9 protein-coding genes and 1 tRNA gene are annotated in these 19,759 nt (G+C 49.8%); 1 reads left to right on the forward strand and 9 read right to left on the reverse strand.

Features of this window, described 5'->3' with window-relative positions; genetic code table 11:
* Window positions 1–37: 37 nt before the first annotated feature.
* The 5 genes from miaA to nnr are packed head-to-tail and all read right to left on the reverse strand — an operon-like array spanning window position 38 to window position 6,719.
* A complete protein-coding gene (gene miaA, locus A1830_RS07890) occupies window positions 38–988 on the reverse strand; it encodes a tRNA (adenosine(37)-N6)-dimethylallyltransferase MiaA (RefSeq protein ID WP_067704171.1) in 951 nt (316 codons plus the stop codon).
* Window positions 981–3,035, reverse strand: a complete 2,055-nt coding sequence (gene mutL / locus A1830_RS07895; protein ID WP_067704174.1) for a DNA mismatch repair endonuclease MutL — start codon at window positions 3,033–3,035, stop codon at window positions 981–983. Before mutL ends, miaA begins: the two co-directional genes overlap by 8 nt.
* Before the next feature lie 17 nt (window positions 3,036–3,052).
* A complete protein-coding gene (amiB, locus tag A1830_RS07900; RefSeq protein WP_067704177.1) occupies window positions 3,053–4,726 on the reverse strand; it encodes an N-acetylmuramoyl-L-alanine amidase AmiB in 1,674 nt (557 codons plus the stop codon).
* Window positions 4,726–5,199, reverse strand: a complete 474-nt coding sequence (tsaE, locus tag A1830_RS07905; RefSeq protein WP_067704180.1) for a tRNA (adenosine(37)-N6)-threonylcarbamoyltransferase complex ATPase subunit type 1 TsaE — start codon at window positions 5,197–5,199, stop codon at window positions 4,726–4,728. Before tsaE ends, amiB begins: the two co-directional genes overlap by 1 nt.
* A gap of 2 nt (window positions 5,200–5,201) precedes the next feature.
* On the reverse strand, window positions 5,202–6,719 hold the full coding sequence (nnr, locus tag A1830_RS07910) for a bifunctional ADP-dependent NAD(P)H-hydrate dehydratase/NAD(P)H-hydrate epimerase (protein WP_067704183.1): 1,518 nt from the start codon (window positions 6,717–6,719) through the stop codon (window positions 5,202–5,204).
* Between nnr and queG the strand changes: the two genes are divergently transcribed.
* Window positions 6,718–7,857: a tRNA epoxyqueuosine(34) reductase QueG gene (queG, locus tag A1830_RS07915; RefSeq protein ID WP_067704186.1), complete on the forward strand. Its 1,140-nt coding sequence runs from the start codon at window positions 6,718–6,720 to the stop codon at window positions 7,855–7,857. The two genes, nnr and queG, sit on opposite strands and share 2 nt — an antisense overlap.
* A 314-nt stretch (window positions 7,858–8,171) precedes the next feature.
* On the opposite strand, the gene A1830_RS07920 is transcribed toward queG, so the two are convergent.
* The 4 genes from A1830_RS07920 to A1830_RS07935 all read right to left on the reverse strand — a co-directional run bounded on the left by A1830_RS07920 (window position 8,172) and on the right by A1830_RS07935 (window position 19,751).
* Window positions 8,172–8,247 (reverse strand) — tRNA-Gly (locus A1830_RS07920).
* An 814-nt stretch (window positions 8,248–9,061) separates the two neighbouring features.
* On the reverse strand, window positions 9,062–16,993 hold the full coding sequence (locus tag A1830_RS07925) for a two-partner secretion domain-containing protein (RefSeq protein ID WP_067704189.1): 7,932 nt from the start codon (window positions 16,991–16,993) through the stop codon (window positions 9,062–9,064).
* 26 nt (window positions 16,994–17,019) lie between these two features.
* On the reverse strand, window positions 17,020–18,762 hold the full coding sequence (locus tag A1830_RS07930; RefSeq protein ID WP_067704192.1) for a ShlB/FhaC/HecB family hemolysin secretion/activation protein: 1,743 nt from the start codon (window positions 18,760–18,762) through the stop codon (window positions 17,020–17,022).
* Window positions 18,763–18,779: 17 nt separating this feature from the next.
* Window positions 18,780–19,751: a fimbrial protein gene (locus A1830_RS07935; RefSeq protein WP_067704195.1), complete on the reverse strand. Its 972-nt coding sequence runs from the start codon at window positions 19,749–19,751 to the stop codon at window positions 18,780–18,782.
* Window positions 19,752–19,759 lie beyond the last annotated feature (8 nt).

The raw sequence follows: 19,759 nt of genomic DNA on the forward strand, positions 1-19,759 counted from the left end.
AAAAATTTGCGCAAGATAACGTACCAATTGTACACAATCACCCATGCTTCGCACCAAGAACCTGTAACACTTTCACCCGTGCGGCTTCAGGGTGTTCGCTATCCAGCCAGTGAACATCTTTCCACCCACGAAGCCAGGTCATCTGGCGCTTGGCCAACTGCCGGGTCGCGCAAATTCCCCGATAAACCATGTCATCGTAATCGATCTCACCCGTCAGAAATGACCACATCTGGCGATACCCGACACAACGAATGGAAGGCATATCCGTATGCAAATCACCTCGTGCAAAAAGCGCCCGAGCCTCCGCTTCAAATCCTGACGCCAACATCTGTCGAAAACGCAGCTCAATACGCTGGTGAATCAGTTCGCGCGCCTGAGGGGCTATCGCAAACTGAACAACGTCATAGGGCAGGGCGTCACCTGAGATTTTAGTCAGTTCCGTTAAAGTTTTACCCGAAATAAAAAAAACTTCCAGTGCTCGCGAGAGTCTCTGGGGATCATTCGGATGAATACGATTTGCAGCAATGGGATCTATTTCACATAACTGACGGTGAAGTGCATCCCATCCACATTCACTCGCCTTCTGCTCAATACGCTGACGCACCTCAGGATCGGCCGGGGGCAACGGCGATAATCCTTCCAGTAAAGCCTTGTAATAGAGCATGGTGCCACCAACAAGCAACGGAATTCGACCGCTCCGGGTGATCTCCGCCATTTCAGCCAGCGCATCACGACGAAACTCGGCTGCCGAATAGGCTTCTGCCGGATCGCGGATGTCCAGTAAACGATGGGGAGCAAGACGCTGTTCCTCTGCGGAGGGCTTGGCGGTGCCAATGTCCATACCGCGATAAATCAGGGCAGAATCTACGCTAATCAACTCAACAGGCAGATGCTGGCGTAGTGCAATTGCCAGCGCCGTCTTACCCGACGCAGTCGGGCCCATCAAAAATAGTGCCTTTGGCCGGCCAGCCTTGGATGTTTCACTCATGCTTCAGGGCGTTCATCGCCTGTTCAATATCGATGTGCTGCAATAATCCAGAAGGTGGCGATTTAATCAGCTGCGGGCATAACCGTTCGAGATCGGCCAGCAGTGCAATCGCCTGCGAGTGATTCCAGTGAGGGTGTTCAGCTACCGCATGGCGCGCTAACCACTGCGCCATTTGCGTTGTGCTGACATCCTGCTGCCGGGCCAGATAGCCTAACAGTTCTGGAATCAAGATTTGTAAATTTTGTTGGCGCAATGGTAAAGGCACCGCCCGTAGCTGGATGTGATGCCCGTCGGTTTGCAGGTCAATCCCCATCTTATTCAGCAGGCTGACGTAGCGGGCATGGGCATCACGCTCGGGCCGGTCGATTTTCATTCTGAGGGGGATAAGCAGCGGCTGTGGCCGAAGCCCCTCTTCGCCTGGTTCCAGATGGGCCTGTTTTAGCCAGCGTTCCGCCACCGGCAGCAGGATCAGCGCCAGCTGGTTGTGCCCCTCAACCAGCGCACAATCTTCCCCGATAATGGTCAGGACGCGGCCAAAGCTCTGGCTATGACCACCGAGCGGCGAGGCCGCCTGAATTTTTGGTGCCGGACTCTGCTCATTGATGCGGGAGGCGCCAGAAACATTCAATAGCTGCTGGTAAACCGCCCCCTCTTTTTTCTGGTAAACCGGCTCCTGTCGCTGCCTGGCGGGAGGCATGCCGCCCGCACCGATCGGACGTGTCGCACCACCCTGCGACGAAGCAGAGGAGCCGCCCGCTGAATGTGTCGACCCGCCCGTCGGTGAAGATGAATTGCTGTCTGACGGGAATATTGCGCGATCTGCACTCCCCCGAGAGGAACGCCCGGCAACAGATGTCGGTTGTCCGGCCTCCAACGATAGCATCACATTCCCGCCCACGGCTTTACCCGTGGCAGGTGTAGAGAGGTGATCGTCACCCGCTGATGTCGTCGCCACAGGCGTAGAGAAGTGGTTACCGCCCGCAGCCTGACGGTTTTCCGGCTGCCAGCGCGCCGGAGATTCACCTTCCGCGCCCGGCAGTACGGGCTGTGCGCTCTCCTGCAGGACGGTCACCACGCCCTGATAGATAAAATCATGTACCAGGCGTGACTGGTGGAAACGTACCTCATGCTTGGCAGGATGCACGTTGACATCGACCTGATGCGGATCGATTTCCAGATAAAGAACGTAGGCGGGCTGGTGATCGTCCCCAAGCTTATCCTGATAGGCCTGGCGAATCGCGTGGTTGATCAGCCGATCGCGCATCATCCGTCCATTCACATAGCAGTATTGAAGGTCGGTCAGGGTGCGCGAACCGGCAGGATCGGCCACCCAGCCGCGCAGGCTCAGATCGCCGTGCTGCCACGCTATTGCCAGGGCATGGTTCAGGAAGGGCAGGCCGCAGATCGAACCAAGGCGTCTCTCCTGCTGGCCGCTGCCGCTCACGGCACGATACTGCCGCATCAGCTTGCCGTTGTGCGTCAGCGAGAAGGCCACATCAAATCTCGCCAGCGCTATACGGCGAATGATTTCATCAATGTGGTTAAATTCCGTTTTCTCGGTGCGCATAAATTTACGCCTGGCAGGCGTGTTGTAGAAGAGATCGAGCACTTCCAGCGTTGTACCAACCGGATGCGCCGCCGGTTTCAGCGTCACCGCCATCTCCCGCCCTTCCGCGTAGGCCTGCCAGGCTTCGGTTTGTGCTTCCGTCCGCGACGTCAGCGTCAGGCGTGAAACCGAGCTGATGCTGGCCAGCGCCTCACCGCGAAAACCGAGGCTGACAATCGCCTCCAGGTCGTCGAGCGACGTAATTTTGCTGGTGGCATGGCGGGCAAGCGCCATCGCCAGTTCATCCTTACCAATACCGCTGCCGTTATCACGGATGCGGATCAGCTTTGCACCGCCCCGGTCAATCTCGACATCAATGCGCGTGGCACCCGCATCCAGGCTATTTTCAACCAGTTCTTTGACCACCGACGCCGGACGCTCCACCACTTCACCGGCCGCAATCTGGTTAGCAAGTTGGGGAGGCAACACCTGAATGGGCATAAAGGTTCCTTGGTTAATTACGAGGTCGGGATCGTGAGCGTCTGACCCAGCATCACATTCTGCGACTTCATTTTATTGGCCTGCATGATGGTGCCCGGGCTGACGCCGTAGCGTGCAGCAATCGCGGTCAGTGAGTCGCCGCGGACCACTTTGTGGCGCATTACCCTTTTCGGCTTGCTGGCGCGGGTAAGCTGACTGCCCGCCGGAACCTTAAGGCGCTGTCCAACCCATACCACGTCTCTTTTCAGCGTATTCAGGGTGCGCAGCGTCGCCATGCTCACGCCATACTGCGCGGCAATGCCGGAAAGCGTTTCGCCCCGTTTTACCACATGGCGCTGAGTAGGCCCAGAATACTGCGTATTTGCCGGAGCAGGTATCGGTTCGACGTTAACCGCCGCTGCGGACTGCAGCGGTCGGTTTTCCTCCTTTGGGACCGATTGTAGCGGGTGCGCCAGGAAGTAGTTGCGGAGTCCTTTGTAAATCGACTCGGCAATCTTCTGCTGGTATGCGCTACTGCCAAGCAGTCGCTCCTCCGAAGGATTACTGATAAAGCCGGTTTCCACCAGCAGGGAAGGAATATCCGGCGATCGCAGAACGCCCAGGCTCGCGTGTTCAGGACGGCGCTTGTGCAGCGAACCCACGCGCTGTAGCTGAGCGATCACTTTGACCGCCACGTCATAGCCCACGCGCTGGGAGTGCCCAAACTGCAAATCCAGCACCGCCTGACTCAGATAAGGGTCGGCCTGGCTGTTCGCCAGCAGGTCACCTGCGCCACCCAGCAGCTCTGACTGTTTCTCATGCTGTTCAAGCCAGCCCGCCATCTCGCTGTTGGCACGCCGGTTAGACAGCACCCAGACGGAAGCCCCGGATGCGCTGCGATTCGGGGCCGCATCGGCGTGGATAGACACCAGCACGTTAGCGTTTTGCTTGCGCGCCACGTCGGAGCGGCCCATCACCGAAATAAAGTAGTCGCCATCGCGGGTCATTACGCCTTTGAACATCCGGTCCTCATTCAGCAGGACTTTCAGCTTACGGGCGATAGCAATGGTGACATTCTTCTCTTTTAATCCGCCTGCGCCAATAGCGCCAGGGTCCTGTCCGCCGTGCCCGGCGTCAATGGCCACGATCACCGCGTCATTGGTCGCGGTAGCACTTGCACCGGGCCGCAGGACGGTATTACTGCTGCTGACGACCGTGACAGACTTCGACTTAAACGGATTTTCAGCGGCGGTCACCCGGCTCGGGGAGGCGGTGCGCGAAGCGTGACTTATCGTGGCCTGTTGACCGGCTGGCGGCGCCTGCTGCGTACCTGAAATGGTAAATATTACGTTGTAGCTGCTGCCGCTACGCTGGGTTATCGCGCGGGTCTTGCCCTTCTGATTCAGCTCAAACACCAGCCGAATACTCTGACCATCTACCGGCTTGCTGGAGCGAATGCGCTTAACGATATTTTCGCCGCTAAAAGTCAGGGGTAATCCCTTGATCACGCCGCTCTGACGGATATCCAGCACCACCCTGTCAGGATTGTGCAGCGGGAAAAAAGCATAAATCGGCTGCCCGCTGAAATTGAGCGTCACCGTCGCCTTGCTGTTGCCGTTCGAGACGTTGATATCCGACAAATTCGCGGCCAGGGTGGAGAATGTACTGAATAACAGGGCCAGTATCAGACCCATCTTCATGCGTAACATCATTAACAGCCCTTCTCTGCGGCAAGCTGCCGCACAATTTCATCACCCGTTGCGGAACAGGCGGTAATCTCAGCCTCACGCGCGTCGCCCTGATAGCGAAGATGAAGTTCAATGTCCGGCGTCGGCAGCACGCCAGCGCCCTGCTGCGGCCATTCGACAAGGCAGAGGCTGTCGCCGGTAAAGTAGTCCCGGATGCCCATGAACTCCAGCTCCTCCGGATCGGCAAGGCGATAGAGATCGAAGTGATACACCCGGCGGTTCGGCAGAATATAGGGTTCAACAAGGGTGTAGGTTGGGCTTTTCACATTACCCTGATGCCCCAGCGCCTGGAGGAAACCGCGGCTAAAAGTGGTTTTACCCGCGCCGAGGTCGCCATACAGATAGAGAGTGGCCGCTGCCGTGCAGAATCGGGCCATGCTGGCACCAAGGTCGAGAGTTGCTGCCTCATCGGGCAATGTGATTACACAGGTCTTCATTCTTATTTATTCAACATCTCAGGATTAACAAACAGATAGAGCTCGGAAAACAGATCGGTCGCTAGCATTCCCCGCGTACCATAGCGTCTGGACACGGCTTCAGCGGCTGCGCCATGCGCAACGCATCCTGCACAGGCCGCCTCATACGGTGAGAGCTTCTGTCCTAACAAACCGCCAATAATACCCGACAGTACGTCACCCATACCGCCGCTGGCCATCCCCGCATTGCCTACATCGGCAATGGCCATTTCGCCCTTTTCGCTGGCAATCAGCGTACCGGCACCTTTTAGTACTACCACGCCACCGTAGCGTTTTGCCAGACGCGTCGCGGAATGTAAGCGGTCACTCTCAATTTCGCTGGTCTTCACATTCAGCAATCGTGCCGCTTCGCCGGGATGAGGGGTAATAATCCGATTTTGACGTTTATCCGGACTGATTGCCAGCAGGTTAAGTGCATCCGCGTCCCAAAGCATGGGTTTCTGAGAGTTTTCTACCTTATTCAGAGCATTTTTGCCCCATTCGCCCTGCCCGAGGCCCGGTCCAATCACAATGACATCGGCCCATTCCAGCGCTTCGTCAATGCTCTGGTTGCTAAGCTCATGCACCATCAGCTCGGGACGGGCGGTCAGTAAGGGGGAAACATTATCTTTGTGAGTAAGCACTCGCACCAGGCCGGCTCCGGCGCGTAATGCGGCCTCGCCGGTCATGCGGATCGCACCTGCCGTCCCGCGATCGCCACCAATAATCACCAGCTTACCGTGATCGCCCTTATGCGACGTGGGCCGCCTCGGTTTCAGCCAGCGAGAAAGTGCACTGGCGTCATAGCGCGAAATGGGCGCAGGCTGCTCATTCAGCCAGGGATCCAGGCTCAGCGCATGGAAATGCAGCGTGCCCACCACATCGCGTGCCTTTCCGGTCAGCAGGCCGGGCTTTAGTGCAATGAACGTCAGCGTGTGAGCCGCGAAGATAACCTCACCGGGAACCGTACCCGTAGCGGCGACCAGCCCGGACGGCACATCGACGGCGAAAACCGGTGCCGGGTGAGCATTAGCTTTTTGGATTAGCGCATCATAAGGGGCTTTAGGGGGACGATTACCGCCGGTGCCTAAAAGCGCATCGACAATCACTCCGACGTTCTCAGGCCAGGCTACCGCGGGATCGTGAACAATGCCGCCAGCCGCCAGCCAGGCCTCGCGCGCCTGTCCGGCCTCCGCCGGTAACGGTTTGCTGCCATCGCAGGCGATCAGCGTGACTGTTAATCCCGCTGACTGCGCCAGCCGGGCGATGATGTAGCCATCACCGCCGTTATTGCCATGACCGCAGAGGATTAAATAGTGCTGCTCATCGGGCCACAGGCTGCGGATTTTAGCAAAGGCGGCCTCTCCCGCGCGCTGCATCAGTTCAAACAGCGTCAGCCCCAGCGCATCCGCCCCCTGCTGCTCAAGGTGGGATAGCGCCTCTACAGGCCAGACGGAATAGGGTAAACTGGCGATGTTTTCTTGCTGGTTCAGGTTACTCATGTCACATCCTCTTGATCTTTTTCAACTCGCCCAGGATATCAAGCACTGGGGGCAGACCCTCGGTTTTCAACAGGTCGGCATTTGCGATACCGATTTAAGTCTGGAAGAGCCTCGTCTCCAGGCGTGGCTGGACAAACAGTATCACGGCGAGATGAGCTGGATGGCACGCCACGGCATGATGCGCGCGCGTCCTCACGAGCTACTTCCCGGCACTCTCCGGGTTATCAGCGTGCGCATGAATTATCTTCCGGCGAAGGCTGCGTTCGCCAGTACGCTAAAAAACCCCCAGCTTGGCTACGTCAGCCGCTATGCACTTGGCCGTGATTATCACAAAGTATTGCGCAATCGACTGAAAAAGCTTGGAGAATTGATCCGCGAGCACTGTACTGACGCGCATTTTCGCCCCTTTGTTGACTCTGCGCCGGTGCTGGAAAGACCGCTGGCGGCCAGGGCCGGACTGGGCTGGACCGGTAAACACTCTCTGATCCTCAACCGGGAAGCAGGCTCGTGGTTTTTTCTTGGCGAGTTACTGATTGACCTTCCCCTTCCCGTAGACAGCCCCCAGCAGGATCAATGCGGCCGCTGCGTTGCCTGTATGACTGCCTGCCCTACAGGCGCTATCGTTGAACCCTACAAGGTAGATGCGCGCCGCTGTATCTCATACCTGACCATTGAGTTAGAGGGCGCGATCCCGGAAGCGTTCAGGCCGTTGATTGGCAACCGAATTTACGGCTGCGATGACTGCCAGCTGATTTGTCCATGGAATCGCTACGGTCAGTTAACGGATGAAGAAGACTTTAGCCCGCGAGCGGTGCTGCATGCGCCTCCCCTCACCGAACTCTTTGCCTGGGATGAGGCAACATTTCTGCGCATAACGGAAGGCTCGGCCATTCGGCGCATAGGCCATCTGCGCTGGCTGCGTAACATCGCCGTTGCGCTGGGCAATGCCCCCTGGGCGCGGGAGAATCTTGACGCGCTTGTCGCCAGGCGAGGCGAGAACGCGATGCTGGATGAGCATATTGAGTGGGCGGTTGAGCGTCAGTTAGAAAGCAGGAAGCAAAATGCAGTAGAAATCACGGCGGCGCGTCATAAGCGCCTGCTCAGGTCGATTGAGAAAGGACTACCGCGTGATGCCTGACAACGAAGGTGTCGCTCAGGCCACCGGAACAGTTTTCCACATGCTGTGAATAAAAATAAAAAGTCGTTGTCATTCAACTGTCACAGAAAGCACAAGGGATCGTGATAACAAATTGAAATATTATTTATAGTAATTAATTCATGTGGTTATCAAAAGATGTAAAAAAGATGCCTGTTCGGGAAGCCATGCAGGGCGGCGGCTAACCTGTGGATAACTCTGTGAATGATGTATTTATAAATGGCAAAAAAAGCGAAGCACAGCTGAATTACCGCTGTGGATAAATCATCTGTCTGTCAGGCTTTTCGTCATTTTTTTGGAGCGGGAAACGAGACTCGAACTCGCGACCCCGACCTTGGCAAGGTCGTGCTCTACCAACTGAGCTATTCCCGCATACGATCTGAATTGTGAAAGAGACTATCCGTGGAAAAAATCAGCAACTTCTCGCTAACTCTTTGATTTTAAACGGTCTCTCTATTCCCTGTTTCGGAATGGAGGGGATTATGAACGTTATGCTTGTTGATGACAAGATCTTTTTAGCGATCGGAGGATCCCGATGGGCATGATGTCGTGGGTAAAACCGTGCCATGACCAGCCTGAGGATACCGGTTGTACACGTTGAGAAGTAAGCCCGGTTCGCTCAGTCTGCGCGCCGGGCTTAAGTGTTACCTGTTATTGCCGCCAGAAGCGGAAGGCGTAATCGATTTATTATCTATCAGGGTTTTCCAGTTTTCACTGCGCGTGTTAATGGCTGGCGTGGAGCCTGGCTTGGGCTGTCCGCCCCCGACTCCGCTTGAACTGCCCGGGCCTCCAACAAAACCGGAGGGTGGCGTCACTGTCGGCCACTTANGAGCCTGGCTTGGGCTGTCCGCCCCCGACTCCGCTTGAACTGCCCGGGCCTCCAACAAAACCGGAGGGTGGCGTCACTGTCGGCCACTTACCGTTACTGCCTGTCGGGGTGGCAGGATTAGTTGCTGGGGCCTTTGCATTAGCCGCAGGGACCTTAGCACCGGTAGCAGGCGCCTTTGCATTAGCCGCTGGGACCTTAGCACCATTAGAAGAACTATTAACCGGTACTTTGTTAGCACTGTTATTACCTCCGTTGTTCACGGATGGCGTGGAGCCTGGCTTGGGCTGTCCGCCCCCGACTCCGCTTGAACTGCCCGGGCCTCCAACAAAACCGGAGGGTGGCGTCACTGTCGGCCACTTANGAGCCTGGCTTGGGCTGTCCGCCCCCGACTCCGCTTGAACTGCCCGGGCCTCCAACAAAACCGGAGGGTGGCGTCACTGTCGGCCACTTAGCGCTACCGCCTGTCGGGGTGGCAGGATTAGTCGCGGGGGTTTTAGCACCCGTAGCGGGACTATTACCCGGTACTTTGTTAGCACTGTTATTACCTCCGTTGTTCACGGATGGCGTGGAGCCTGGCTTGGGCTGTCCGCCCCCTACTCCGCTTGAACTACCCGGACCTCCAACAAAACCGGATGGTGGCGTCACCGTCGGCCACTTACCGTTACCGCCTGTCGGGGTGGCAGGATTAGTCGCGGGGGCCGTAGCACCAGTCGAGGGACTATTACCCGGTACTTTGATAGTACTATTATTACCTCCGTTGTTAACGGATGAGGGGGATCCAGGCTTGGGCAGGCTGCCCACTACACCGCTTGAACTGCCCGGGCCGTCGACAACACTGAAAGATGGCTTCCCAGTCCCCCCACTATTGTTACCGCCTGCCGGGGTGGCAGGATTACTCTCGGGGGTTTTAGCACCAGTAGCGGGAGTTGTAGCCGGTACTGTGTTAGAACTGTCAGTACTACCGTTGTTAACGGATGATGACGGGGTTTGCGTGCCATCATCCCCATTTTTGCCCGGCTTAGGCTTTTTACTCGGTACCGTGGCACTAACGGTTGCAGAAATATTATTTCCAGCAACAACCCGATCTTCCGTTACCTCAGAGAGCTTATCAGCATTGGTGTTGAGCTTTCCGTTCAACTGACTGTTACCGGTGTCAACATTAATCGTACTGTGCTGCTCTTCTTTATAGCGAACTTCATCAATGGTGTCATTGTAGTAACTCACCGTTACAGTACCATTTTTACTGATACCCCCTCCGCCCCCCTGGTACATGCCACTTTCATCTTTGTTATCAATCATATCAGTTGCATTTATCGCTCCACCAACGGCGACAGAACCCGTCTTACTATCCGAAATAATATGGCTACCCGCGAGATTCAGATCGCCACCCGTAGTCACATTAACCTCATTCGTCGTATGAATACCCGATTGCTGAGCGGTGAGGTTCCGATCGTGTTCCTCACCCCCTCCGCCGTAATGCGCCGAAACATTGGGGAGTATCCCGCTGGTCGATATTGATGCACCAATCGACCCACCATAGTTTTCACGACTGGCAGTCTCGTTATAGGTATCCTGTACAGATGAGATATTAAGGTCACCGGCGATACTCAGATCGGCCTGATTTGCAACAATGTTACCGCCATTAACGGTCATATCCCCACCCGTGTTAACCGTGATCTGACCGGCGTTGATGGTGGAGTTACTGTGCGAGGTCGCATGAAGACTGCTATCAGAGGTTGACCCCGAATAATCAATTGAAGCGCCAATGCCGCTACCGGTTGGCGAAATGCTGCCGCCTATTGAAACACCAGCATTATGAGAGGTTGTTGAGGACGATTCACTGTAAGTATTTTCAGCTGAACTCAAACTAAAATCGCCACCTGCACTGACCGTGACCTCATTTGCCCCAATCTGAACGCCTTTTAAAGTGGTATCATTTCCTGAAGTAATATTGACTGCCCCACCGCTAATGGTGTTGATATTCTCACTCGTGGTCGTAGCGCTCGAAGATTCAGTATCATGCGACACACCAATGCTAACAGAGCCTCCAACCGTATCATTGAATATAATATTGGATATGTCGCCCGCAACCTGCCCGGCAGTTCTGCCAGCATCAATTTCCTTACCCTCATTATCCGCTTTGACTATATTAGTATACTTATCAATGACATCCACTATCGAACTGTGGCCTTCACCTTTAATACCAATAAACGTTTCGCTGTACTCCGAATCAACCTGTTTCACATCTTCATATTTAGTGGAGATGACATTCTCACCCGACAGATTTATCGTTGCATTCTCACCACTGGCCAGGTTTACTCCACCGATATCAAGGGTATTTCCTGCCTTGATATCCATACCGCCCGTAAAATTAAAATCAGCGTTTTTATTAGTCAATGAGGATTCAGTTTCGACAGACGTTGTCTGTTTGACCCCGGCATAAAAGCCTCCGCTTGAAGAGATAGGTGCAGTGCCCGGCCGTTTACCATGCGAGTTGTTGGTTTGCGACTGTGAACCTCCGCTAGAATATTGATCCGTACTACTGGAGTAGGCACCATCCAGTCCACTATATCCATCAAGGGTGGCGTCCATCCCGGGAACATTACTGGTTGCGCCAACCTGAAATGAGGTTTCGGTAACAGTTGTCTTTGAATAATTATGATCCTGAGAAGTTTTGGTAATAACATCTCCGCCCGCCGTTATGCTGCCGCTACCCGCATTATATTCACCGCCGACAAATACAGTATCTTTCGCCGCTTCAACAATAAATTTTCCACCGGTATTGACCGAGTTGGTCACCGAGGTGGCAGAAGATGTCACTACTTCAGTCACACGCGAATTTAAGAAGTCGGCCCTCTCGGTGGTCTTCTCATAAGATGATGTTACTTCATGGATGTCATTGAAATTGACATTCCCCTCTGTGGCGGTAAGACGAATTTCACTGTCACTACTATTTCCACCTTTAATCCCAACGCCTGTTACGGAAATATCTTCAGCCTTGATGATGATATTTCCGCCTGCGGTAATATCATCCTGATAGGAACCAATTTGTTGATTCCCGGCAGTATCACTTCCCACACTGGCCATAATGTCAACGCTACCCTGATCAGCAGAAATAATAATATCTTTACCACTGCTAAGCTCACTACCGTGATTGGTAATATCCCCGAGCTTACTGTTCAACTCAAGAGAACCACCTGCCACAATACCTGCATTCATGCCATTTGTAACATTATTTATATCACCAGATGCGACCAGGGAAATATCATTACCGGCACTAATAACAGCGTTAATATTATTAACGGACTCCGCATCAACATTAACATTCCCACCTGCGTGAACAATGGCAGCGCCTGTCTCATTTGAGGTTTTAATTTCATCGATGGTTTTGGCCGCGAGATATATTTGCGGGACCAGAACATCTACACCATCAACATTTTCAGTAACAAACCAGACAATATCTTTATCCAACGATGCCTTTTGTTCGTCAGTCAACTTCTGACCAATAACGAAAGAAGAAAACTCATCACCTGAAATTTCCGCTGCCACATTATCAAAAAGCATTTTAACAAGATCGGCGCCTTCAACATTATATTTCACGGCATAATAACTCCCTACTGAGTCATTTAGCTGCCTGCGAATAAGCTCGGTAATAAAATAGTTATCACCGATAACAATAACGGGTTGATCAGGATCATAATTCAACCTTTCAAAGAAATAGTCAGAACCATAATACTGACTTTGATCAATCATCTCAGGCCGAGTTTCATACATAGGAATAATTTTATTTACTGGCCCATTACCCGATGTGACGCTGGCATTATCTCTGTTAATAAAAGACTGTGACTTTTCGAATAAACCTTTAATCTCAATTAGATTACTCAGCACAGGAAGCGTACTGATACCAACCTTGATCTCCTCAATGTCTTTCTTATTTGAAAAAACCTGGTACTTTTCCTCTATAGTATTGACCTCGCGGCCACCAACTTCTACTGTTACGACAGTATTTTTTTGCGGGTTGTTACCCTCTGCAAGTTCAGGAGCAATACCATTATTGAACCCACCGTCTTTATGAGTAAAGTCCCCACCAATAATCAGTGCAGCTTTATCTGCAGGTGTAAAGTAATTTTTCTTTCCAATCAAAGATTGGTTGTTATTTGCAGTAAGAAGTGACCACGCAGATTTTAACTCTTTAAATTTAGAGGCCTTCCATTGTGGTCCAAACAGTGAGTTCATCATCATGTTTAACAGAGAATGTGAGCCAGCAAGCCCCTTAAGAGAATTATGAAAGTTACCGGCTGCATGATCATGAGTTTTTGTCACCGAGCCTATAACCTCGGACGGCTTGCCATTACCGTAGATGTAGTCCAAAACCTGATACATTGATTTAAATTTCAGATAAGCAATATTGGAAGTTGAAGAGTGATACTCTTCAAAAACTAATTGCAACCCCCCTGAATTTTTATATCCAAGATAATCATACCAGGATGCAGAAATATATTTAGGGGCATTAGTGACATCTCCACGGATTAACATATTTCCTTTAGATTGAATTAGCCCTCCTTCATTATACAGAGCTCCAGCCGTAGATGCTTTCTGATTGATAGACATTTTACCTCCAGAGGAGATTTCAGCTTTTGTATCCAACGCAAGGTCAGATGACATGGCGGGAAGGCTGATTGTCGCTGTATACTTTTCGTTATAAGCCGTGTCCGGATCCGAGGTTCGGTAACTTCCATCGGATAATGGGCCAAAATCCCAACCTTCGTTTTTATAGATACTTTCGTTATGAATTAAATCGGCATCAAGTGACATATCACCTTCGGACCGAATCACACCTGCCTGATTATGTATTTTGTTAGCACTCAGACTCATATCCCCCTGAGTCAAAATATTACCTCTTATTGCATTAAATATCGTCCCGGCAGCCTCAATGACTAAATCCTTCATCGAATAGATAAGTGAATTAGTATTGTTGATAACGTTGATGGCTGAGAGATAAATATCATTGGCACTGATAATACTGGCGTTATTATTGATTTCCTTACCAGAGAGAAAAACAGAACCCCAGGATTCTATGCTTTGATTTATATCAATAATATCGTCTGTGGTTAATGAAAGTTTTCCTGAAGATGCCAGGGTGCCCTGTTCACTATTATTAAATCGCTGTGATAAAATGACATTCAGCAGGTCTTTACCATAAAGAGTACCCTCTTTATTATCAAACGAAGTTGCCTTTATGGTTAAGTCAGCTTCACTAATAATTTTACCTTTTGTATTAACGAAGACACCAGTGTTTACAATGCTATTTACCTTTTTGGATTGGGCAGTAATGATACCACTGTTTTGCAACTCACCCACATCGATCGTGAAATTCCCTGCCGCGATTTCACTGTTTTCATGATTATTGAGAATCCCGGCTTTAATTTTTAGAGTGTTATCAGAAAATATCATCCCCTCTTCGGCATTGTCTATACTATCAGCCTGGATATTAAGGGAATGATCTGCGATAATTACTGAGCCATAGTCTCGGTTCTTTATTACGGCAGCCTGGATATCGACTATATTTCCCTGAAAGAGTGCCATTCCTTCATTGAGTAAGGTTTTAACTCCAGAAATATTTAACCGCTCCTGTGCAACGATTGCAGCAGCACCCTGATTGATTAGCTCTGATATATTATCAAGGGCAATATTTAAGCCCTGAATATGAGCAAACTCGCCTTTGTTTATTAGCCTGTCAACGCCATTCATTAACAGCTGCAGGCTGGTCAGAATTTGCCCCGCGTTAGTAAATTTTTCAATACTGTCAATTGTCATGTCGCGTAGAGACCGGATAACAGAATTTTCAGCGTTGTTTAAACCTTTAATATTTTTAAATACAATACCGCCCTGAGCCTCAATGACACTATCAGAAATATTATTTAGGTTAGTTAGCGTGTCAAAAAAAACCTTGCCATAAAGCGAAGATAACGTCGATGAGTTACTATTTCTAAGGAGGTCAATCTGCGAGAGGTGTAGATCGTTTCGTGATGCCAGCTGGCCAGCATTATTGAAAAGAGAATCAATTCGCTCGAGCATCATGTTACCGTCAGAACTGATGCTGCCGGCGCGGTTTTCAAGATGCTGTACATCTGCCATTTTTAATTGCTGGCCGGCGATAATACGTGCTTTTTCACCAATATTATCCAGGCGGGAAAGACCAATAATATCTACTACCGCCCCCTGAAAGAGACCATTACTGTTTACAACACCATCAACATCTGCAATATTCAAATTTTTATCAGCAATAACATTGGCATTATTGTTAGTAAGGAATCCCACGTGATTGATAGTAATGTTTCCCTGCTGACTCTGCAGCGTAGCACCCTCACTATTTTCAACGATGAGTTTTTTGTCCTTACCCGTTATGGTCAGGTTTTCTTTCGCCGAAAGTAGTGCTCCTTCTCCCGTATTTGAAAGCGCAGTATCGAGAACTAAATCAAGATCACCATGAGAGACTATCTCACGATGATTTTTAAGCTTGTCGGCACTAATCGCGAGTGAGCTTTCACCCACAATATTTCCCTCGTTAATGAGGCTGGCTGAGGTTTTTATCAGCGTATTCTTTCCCTGAAGCAGCCCGGAATTAAGCGCGTCGGCTTCACCGTTTACCTGTAGTTTGAGATCTCCGTTTTCCGCTATGACTAACCCTTTATTATCAATTTCGTCGGTGGTAATAGATAGGTGACTGGCATAAAGCGATCCACTGTTATCTAACTTACCGAGAGTTAACAGGGTGGATCCCGACGTATTGAAAATACCGCTATTTTTAAGGCGCCTGCCTTTCAGTTCAATCGACCCATTAGCCTGTACCAAACCATTATTTATCAGGGTATCTTCAAGATTAAAAACAAGGTTCCCTTTGCGGTTAGTGATGATAGCGCTCTCATTCTCGAGGGAAGTCGCCCTGATAAGCATACCCCCACTATTGGTCGTCACGCTCGCATCAGACATCACTAGCGCATTGTCGATTGTACGGGAGCCCACCATCACCACATACTTACCATTTAGCAATTTTACCTGCGCGTTATCTATTTTTTGATTGTTGACGGGATCGAGCGCATACAGTTCGCCGGTTATTTTGTATACGCCACGAACGTTAATTTCAATAGCTGGAATATCACTGTTAGTACGAGAGGTGTTTTTCGCTAACAGCGCGGCAGCACTTTGTAATAAAGAACCTGCATTGATTCTGATTATTCCACTTTCTGCAATAGCGTCCGCATGCAATATTATCCCCTGTAACGCGTCGAGAATAATATCTCCCTGTGCGCTAATGCCCCCTATGCCGGTGCTGGAATTTTTGCTAAGCGCGATATTCTTACCCGAAACGGTGACATCATTATTTTTAGATGTTATATTCGTCAGGATGATATCGCCATCTGCACTAATTTCAATACTATTGTTACCTGCAATGCTACCCAAATGGGAAACGCCTGCGCCACTTTCACTACTGATTAACTGGATCCTGTTACCATACATCGATCCAAGATGGCTACCATCAATTGCTAACTGAGGCGTATCTTTGCCACCTTTGCTACGAACGTGATGAGTTCGCGAACCAGTATCATAATCATTTAGCCCGGTGAGAATTTTTAGATCGGCATTGCCAGCAATCTCGCCCTTCAGGGCTGCGGTGCGACTGATAATATCGAAATAGGAAAGCCCCGCAGTATTGATACCTGCACCCTCAATTGAAACGTTACCGCGTTCAACTGCAAGCTGAATGTTACCATTCTGGTCCAGATTGACCCGGCCGGTACTCAGCGTAAGGTTATTGGCGTTAATTGTGGATACGCCATTCACTGATATACCGTTTTCATTTGCAATGATAAGGTCAGCTCTTCCGCCAAAAACTTCCATCGTTCCGTTAAGATGGCTACCCTTAGCACCGGTAACTTCATTCAAAATAACCCTGGCTTCGTTTTTTAGCTGCTCATTTTTTAAAACGTAGCCACCAATTTCAGATACACCATCGCGGATACTATTGTTGAAGATCACCCCTTCTTTACCAACGTTAAAATCATGGTACTTATTGTGTGAAACACCGTTATTACCAGAATCATTAATACTAATTGTTGGAGTACCGTTGGCAGATCCAGCTATTGAAGGCCTGTTTTTTTCTGTATTGTCAATGGTAATCTCAGCTGAAACTGACACAGGCATAATCCCCGCCATAGCTAATACCAATGGGGTGAGGCGGGTATTCAACCGTTGAAAATTAAATCTGGAATGGGTTTTCTTATTCATAATAAAATCCTTTTAATTGTAGTGCATTAAAAACCGACATCAACATTGAAATACAGCGTGTAGTTATCCACCCGCGTTTCTTTCAATGAGGTGGGTTTTTTAACAGGCCAGCCTGTGGTAAATGATGAGCTGAAATCCTTACCGGACATTTTAATTCCCGCAGCTGCGCCACTCATATAATCCCGATCGCAGACGTTCACTCCCCCGGGGCAATTTTTTTGGGCCATTCCCATATCAAACCCAGCAAAAGGGCTGATTTGATACACTCTGGCAAACTGAATCTGAACAGGGAATTTCATTGTACTGGAAAGATAAACTGCACGTTCGGCAGCTACGCTGCTCTCCTTATATCCACGCACCGTATATTCATCACCAATATTATATTTAACATCACTGACCAGACTGTCATTACTGAACTGGAACCCTGAATTAAGTTCATATTCGACGGCAAAACGACCGCTTTCAGTAGATGCCAGCCGCCTGTTCCAGGTCAGAGTACCGTTGTATTTTTTATAATTAATATCGAAACCCCGCAGGTCCGGATCGTTTGTCCAGGAGGAGTTAAACCAGGGAACACCTGCGGTCATACTCATATCCATATAGCTCCAGCCACCAAGCAGGCTCCCGACCCAGTTAAGGCCGGCATTAATACTGGTATAGTCTTTACTGGACACAGCGATAGGAAAGCCAAAGATCGCGTTTTCGTTTTTCTTTTTTTCCACCTTCAGGTACGCGCTGGTTTTGCCAGTAGCATTACGCAGGATGGTCCTGCTGGTTTTCAATGATAACCGTTGAGAGTTACCCTCACTCATGTAACCACCAAAGTTACCACCGATAACCTTCATGTACTCAGAGTGATAATAATTGGTGTCAAACAGCCAATAGCCTAAAGGAAAATTGAATGAAAAACTTTTAGAAGACTGACTATCAGTTTTGGCATCAAGGTCATTTCTGGCGAAGTAATAGTTGAAAGTATCGTTCATCCCTAATATATTTTTCAGCGATGCACTGAGATATTTTTGATACCAACCTGAATCACGATAACCGGAATTATTTACCCCAGCATGAAAAGACAACGGGAAAATCCATTGTGACTGATGGTTAATACGTGAAAAACCTGTAATCTCTGTAGGAACGATATCCATTTTGTCTTTTGAAGACACGCGCAAAAGATTATCCAGTGCCTGATCAATATCGCTGATATTGACTATTTTTCCCGCGGAAAAAGGCATTGCACTGAATAACCTCATATTCTCTCGCCAGCCTGGTTCCTCATTGTTATGAGAAAAACCCAGTAGTTTCCCCCACAGGACTTTAAGCACCAGCTTCTTCGTTCGCAAAGAACCGGGAGTGATAGTCACCTGGGTCGTAACATACCCCTTACTAACGTAAAAATTAGTCAAATCCTTAACCAGCGAAAGGACCTCTGCCTGGCCCATTTTAGTATGTAACCAGGGCTCTATAATGGCGTTTCTCTCAGGTGAAAACTCATAACGCTCATCGCCCGTCACGACTATTTCATCTATAGTGAAAAGGTGAGTGCTTATAACACCCTTATCGTCAGTAACATTCTGACTATTTCCCTCCCCTTCCTGTACTTTTCTTTCTCTCTGAATTTCACTCTCAATAAACTTTTTCTCTTCACCACGTTGCAGCTGATCAATATTTCGCTGAGCCTGACTTTCTGGTGCCGTTAATTCAGCGGCATGGCTGATGTTAATGCCCGCCATAAGCAGGACGGATAATGCGACATCCTTGTTAATTTTCATAAGAAATCTTCCTGAAATCAATTTATTGTTAGGGTGTAAACTACGCTCGCACTAACATTTCCTGCGGTGACCTGGTCACGCAGTGCGTCCGAAAAATACATTTCAGCGCTATAATTAGCAGTACGCGTACCCGTGAAGCTACTCGAACGGTCAAATATGATATCAGCGCCCAACTCCAATTCACTGTAGCGGGAGGTAACTGAATTTTTAGTATAGAGTTTTACGAAGGCATTCCTGGCGCTATTGACTTCATTATCTGACGTTTTCAGTACTCCCATACTTTGCCCCCAGGCACGAGCTCCGTCGAACTTAATCTTTGCCGATGAGGATGATGGGCAGTCCAGAGTGATGGAAAAGTCTTTTTTAGCGGCGGTGAAACTGGTTTTCTTAATATCAGCTAATGAATAATCACCAAGATCAATATTATTATTGCTGGCGATAATAGAGCAGGAACGTACATTGACCGTTATCTCACCAAGATAAATATTCATAAGCAATTTACGATCGAGCGGACTACTGTCAGCAGAAAAGCTCACTGAAGCTAAAGGCCCGGCAGGTAATGTACCGCTGGAGGTATTGCCAGTCTGTACTATTTCAATCAGCATTTTATCAGCAGGTTCAATACAGTTCCCCATACATGAAAACGTACCTGGCACCCAGCTATTTGCGCTCCGCGAAACCGGCCATTTCAGGCGGATACCAATTCCGGCTATACCGGTAGTATATACGTCGGAAATGCTGGTTTTTCCCATTTCGGGACGTGAAAATGAAGAATACCAGCTTGTGTTTTCCCTGTTACCGCAGGTATAGGTAATTCTGGGAACCAGGGTTTCGTATCTGTACAGTACCGTTCCTGCACTTCCTTTCTCTGAGGGCGTGACTATCTGGGAGGGTAGGTAAATATTAGGTACCCCCCCTGCTATGCAGTTAGCAAGCGTAATCGAGGGCGCCAGACCCAGCAGTATTATGACGCCCATAATATATTTCATCCATTTCC

The organism is Erwinia sp. ErVv1 (assembly GCF_900068895.1).
Taxonomy (GTDB): Bacteria; Pseudomonadota; Gammaproteobacteria; order Enterobacterales; family Enterobacteriaceae; genus Erwinia.

Excerpts from the sequence above, each read along its gene's own strand:
- miaA (WP_067704171.1), bottom strand. The coding sequence starts at position 988 with ATGAGTGAAACATCCAAGGCTGGCCGGCCAAAGGCACTATTTTTGATG.
- mutL (WP_067704174.1), bottom strand. The coding sequence starts at position 3,035 with ATGCCCATTCAGGTGTTGCCTCCCCAACTTGCTAACCAGATTGCGGCC.
- amiB (WP_067704177.1), bottom strand. The coding sequence starts at position 4,726 with ATGATGTTACGCATGAAGATGGGTCTGATACTGGCCCTGTTATTCAGT.
- tsaE (WP_067704180.1), bottom strand. The coding sequence starts at position 5,199 with ATGAAGACCTGTGTAATCACATTGCCCGATGAGGCAGCAACTCTCGAC.
- queG (WP_067704186.1), top strand. The coding sequence starts at position 6,718 with ATGTCACATCCTCTTGATCTTTTTCAACTCGCCCAGGATATCAAGCAC.
- nnr (WP_067704183.1), bottom strand. The coding sequence starts at position 6,719 with ATGAGTAACCTGAACCAGCAAGAAAACATCGCCAGTTTACCCTATTCC.
- A1830_RS07930 (WP_067704192.1), bottom strand. The coding sequence starts at position 18,762 with ATGAAAATTAACAAGGATGTCGCATTATCCGTCCTGCTTATGGCGGGC.
- A1830_RS07935 (WP_067704195.1), bottom strand. The coding sequence starts at position 19,751 with ATGAAATATATTATGGGCGTCATAATACTGCTGGGTCTGGCGCCCTCG.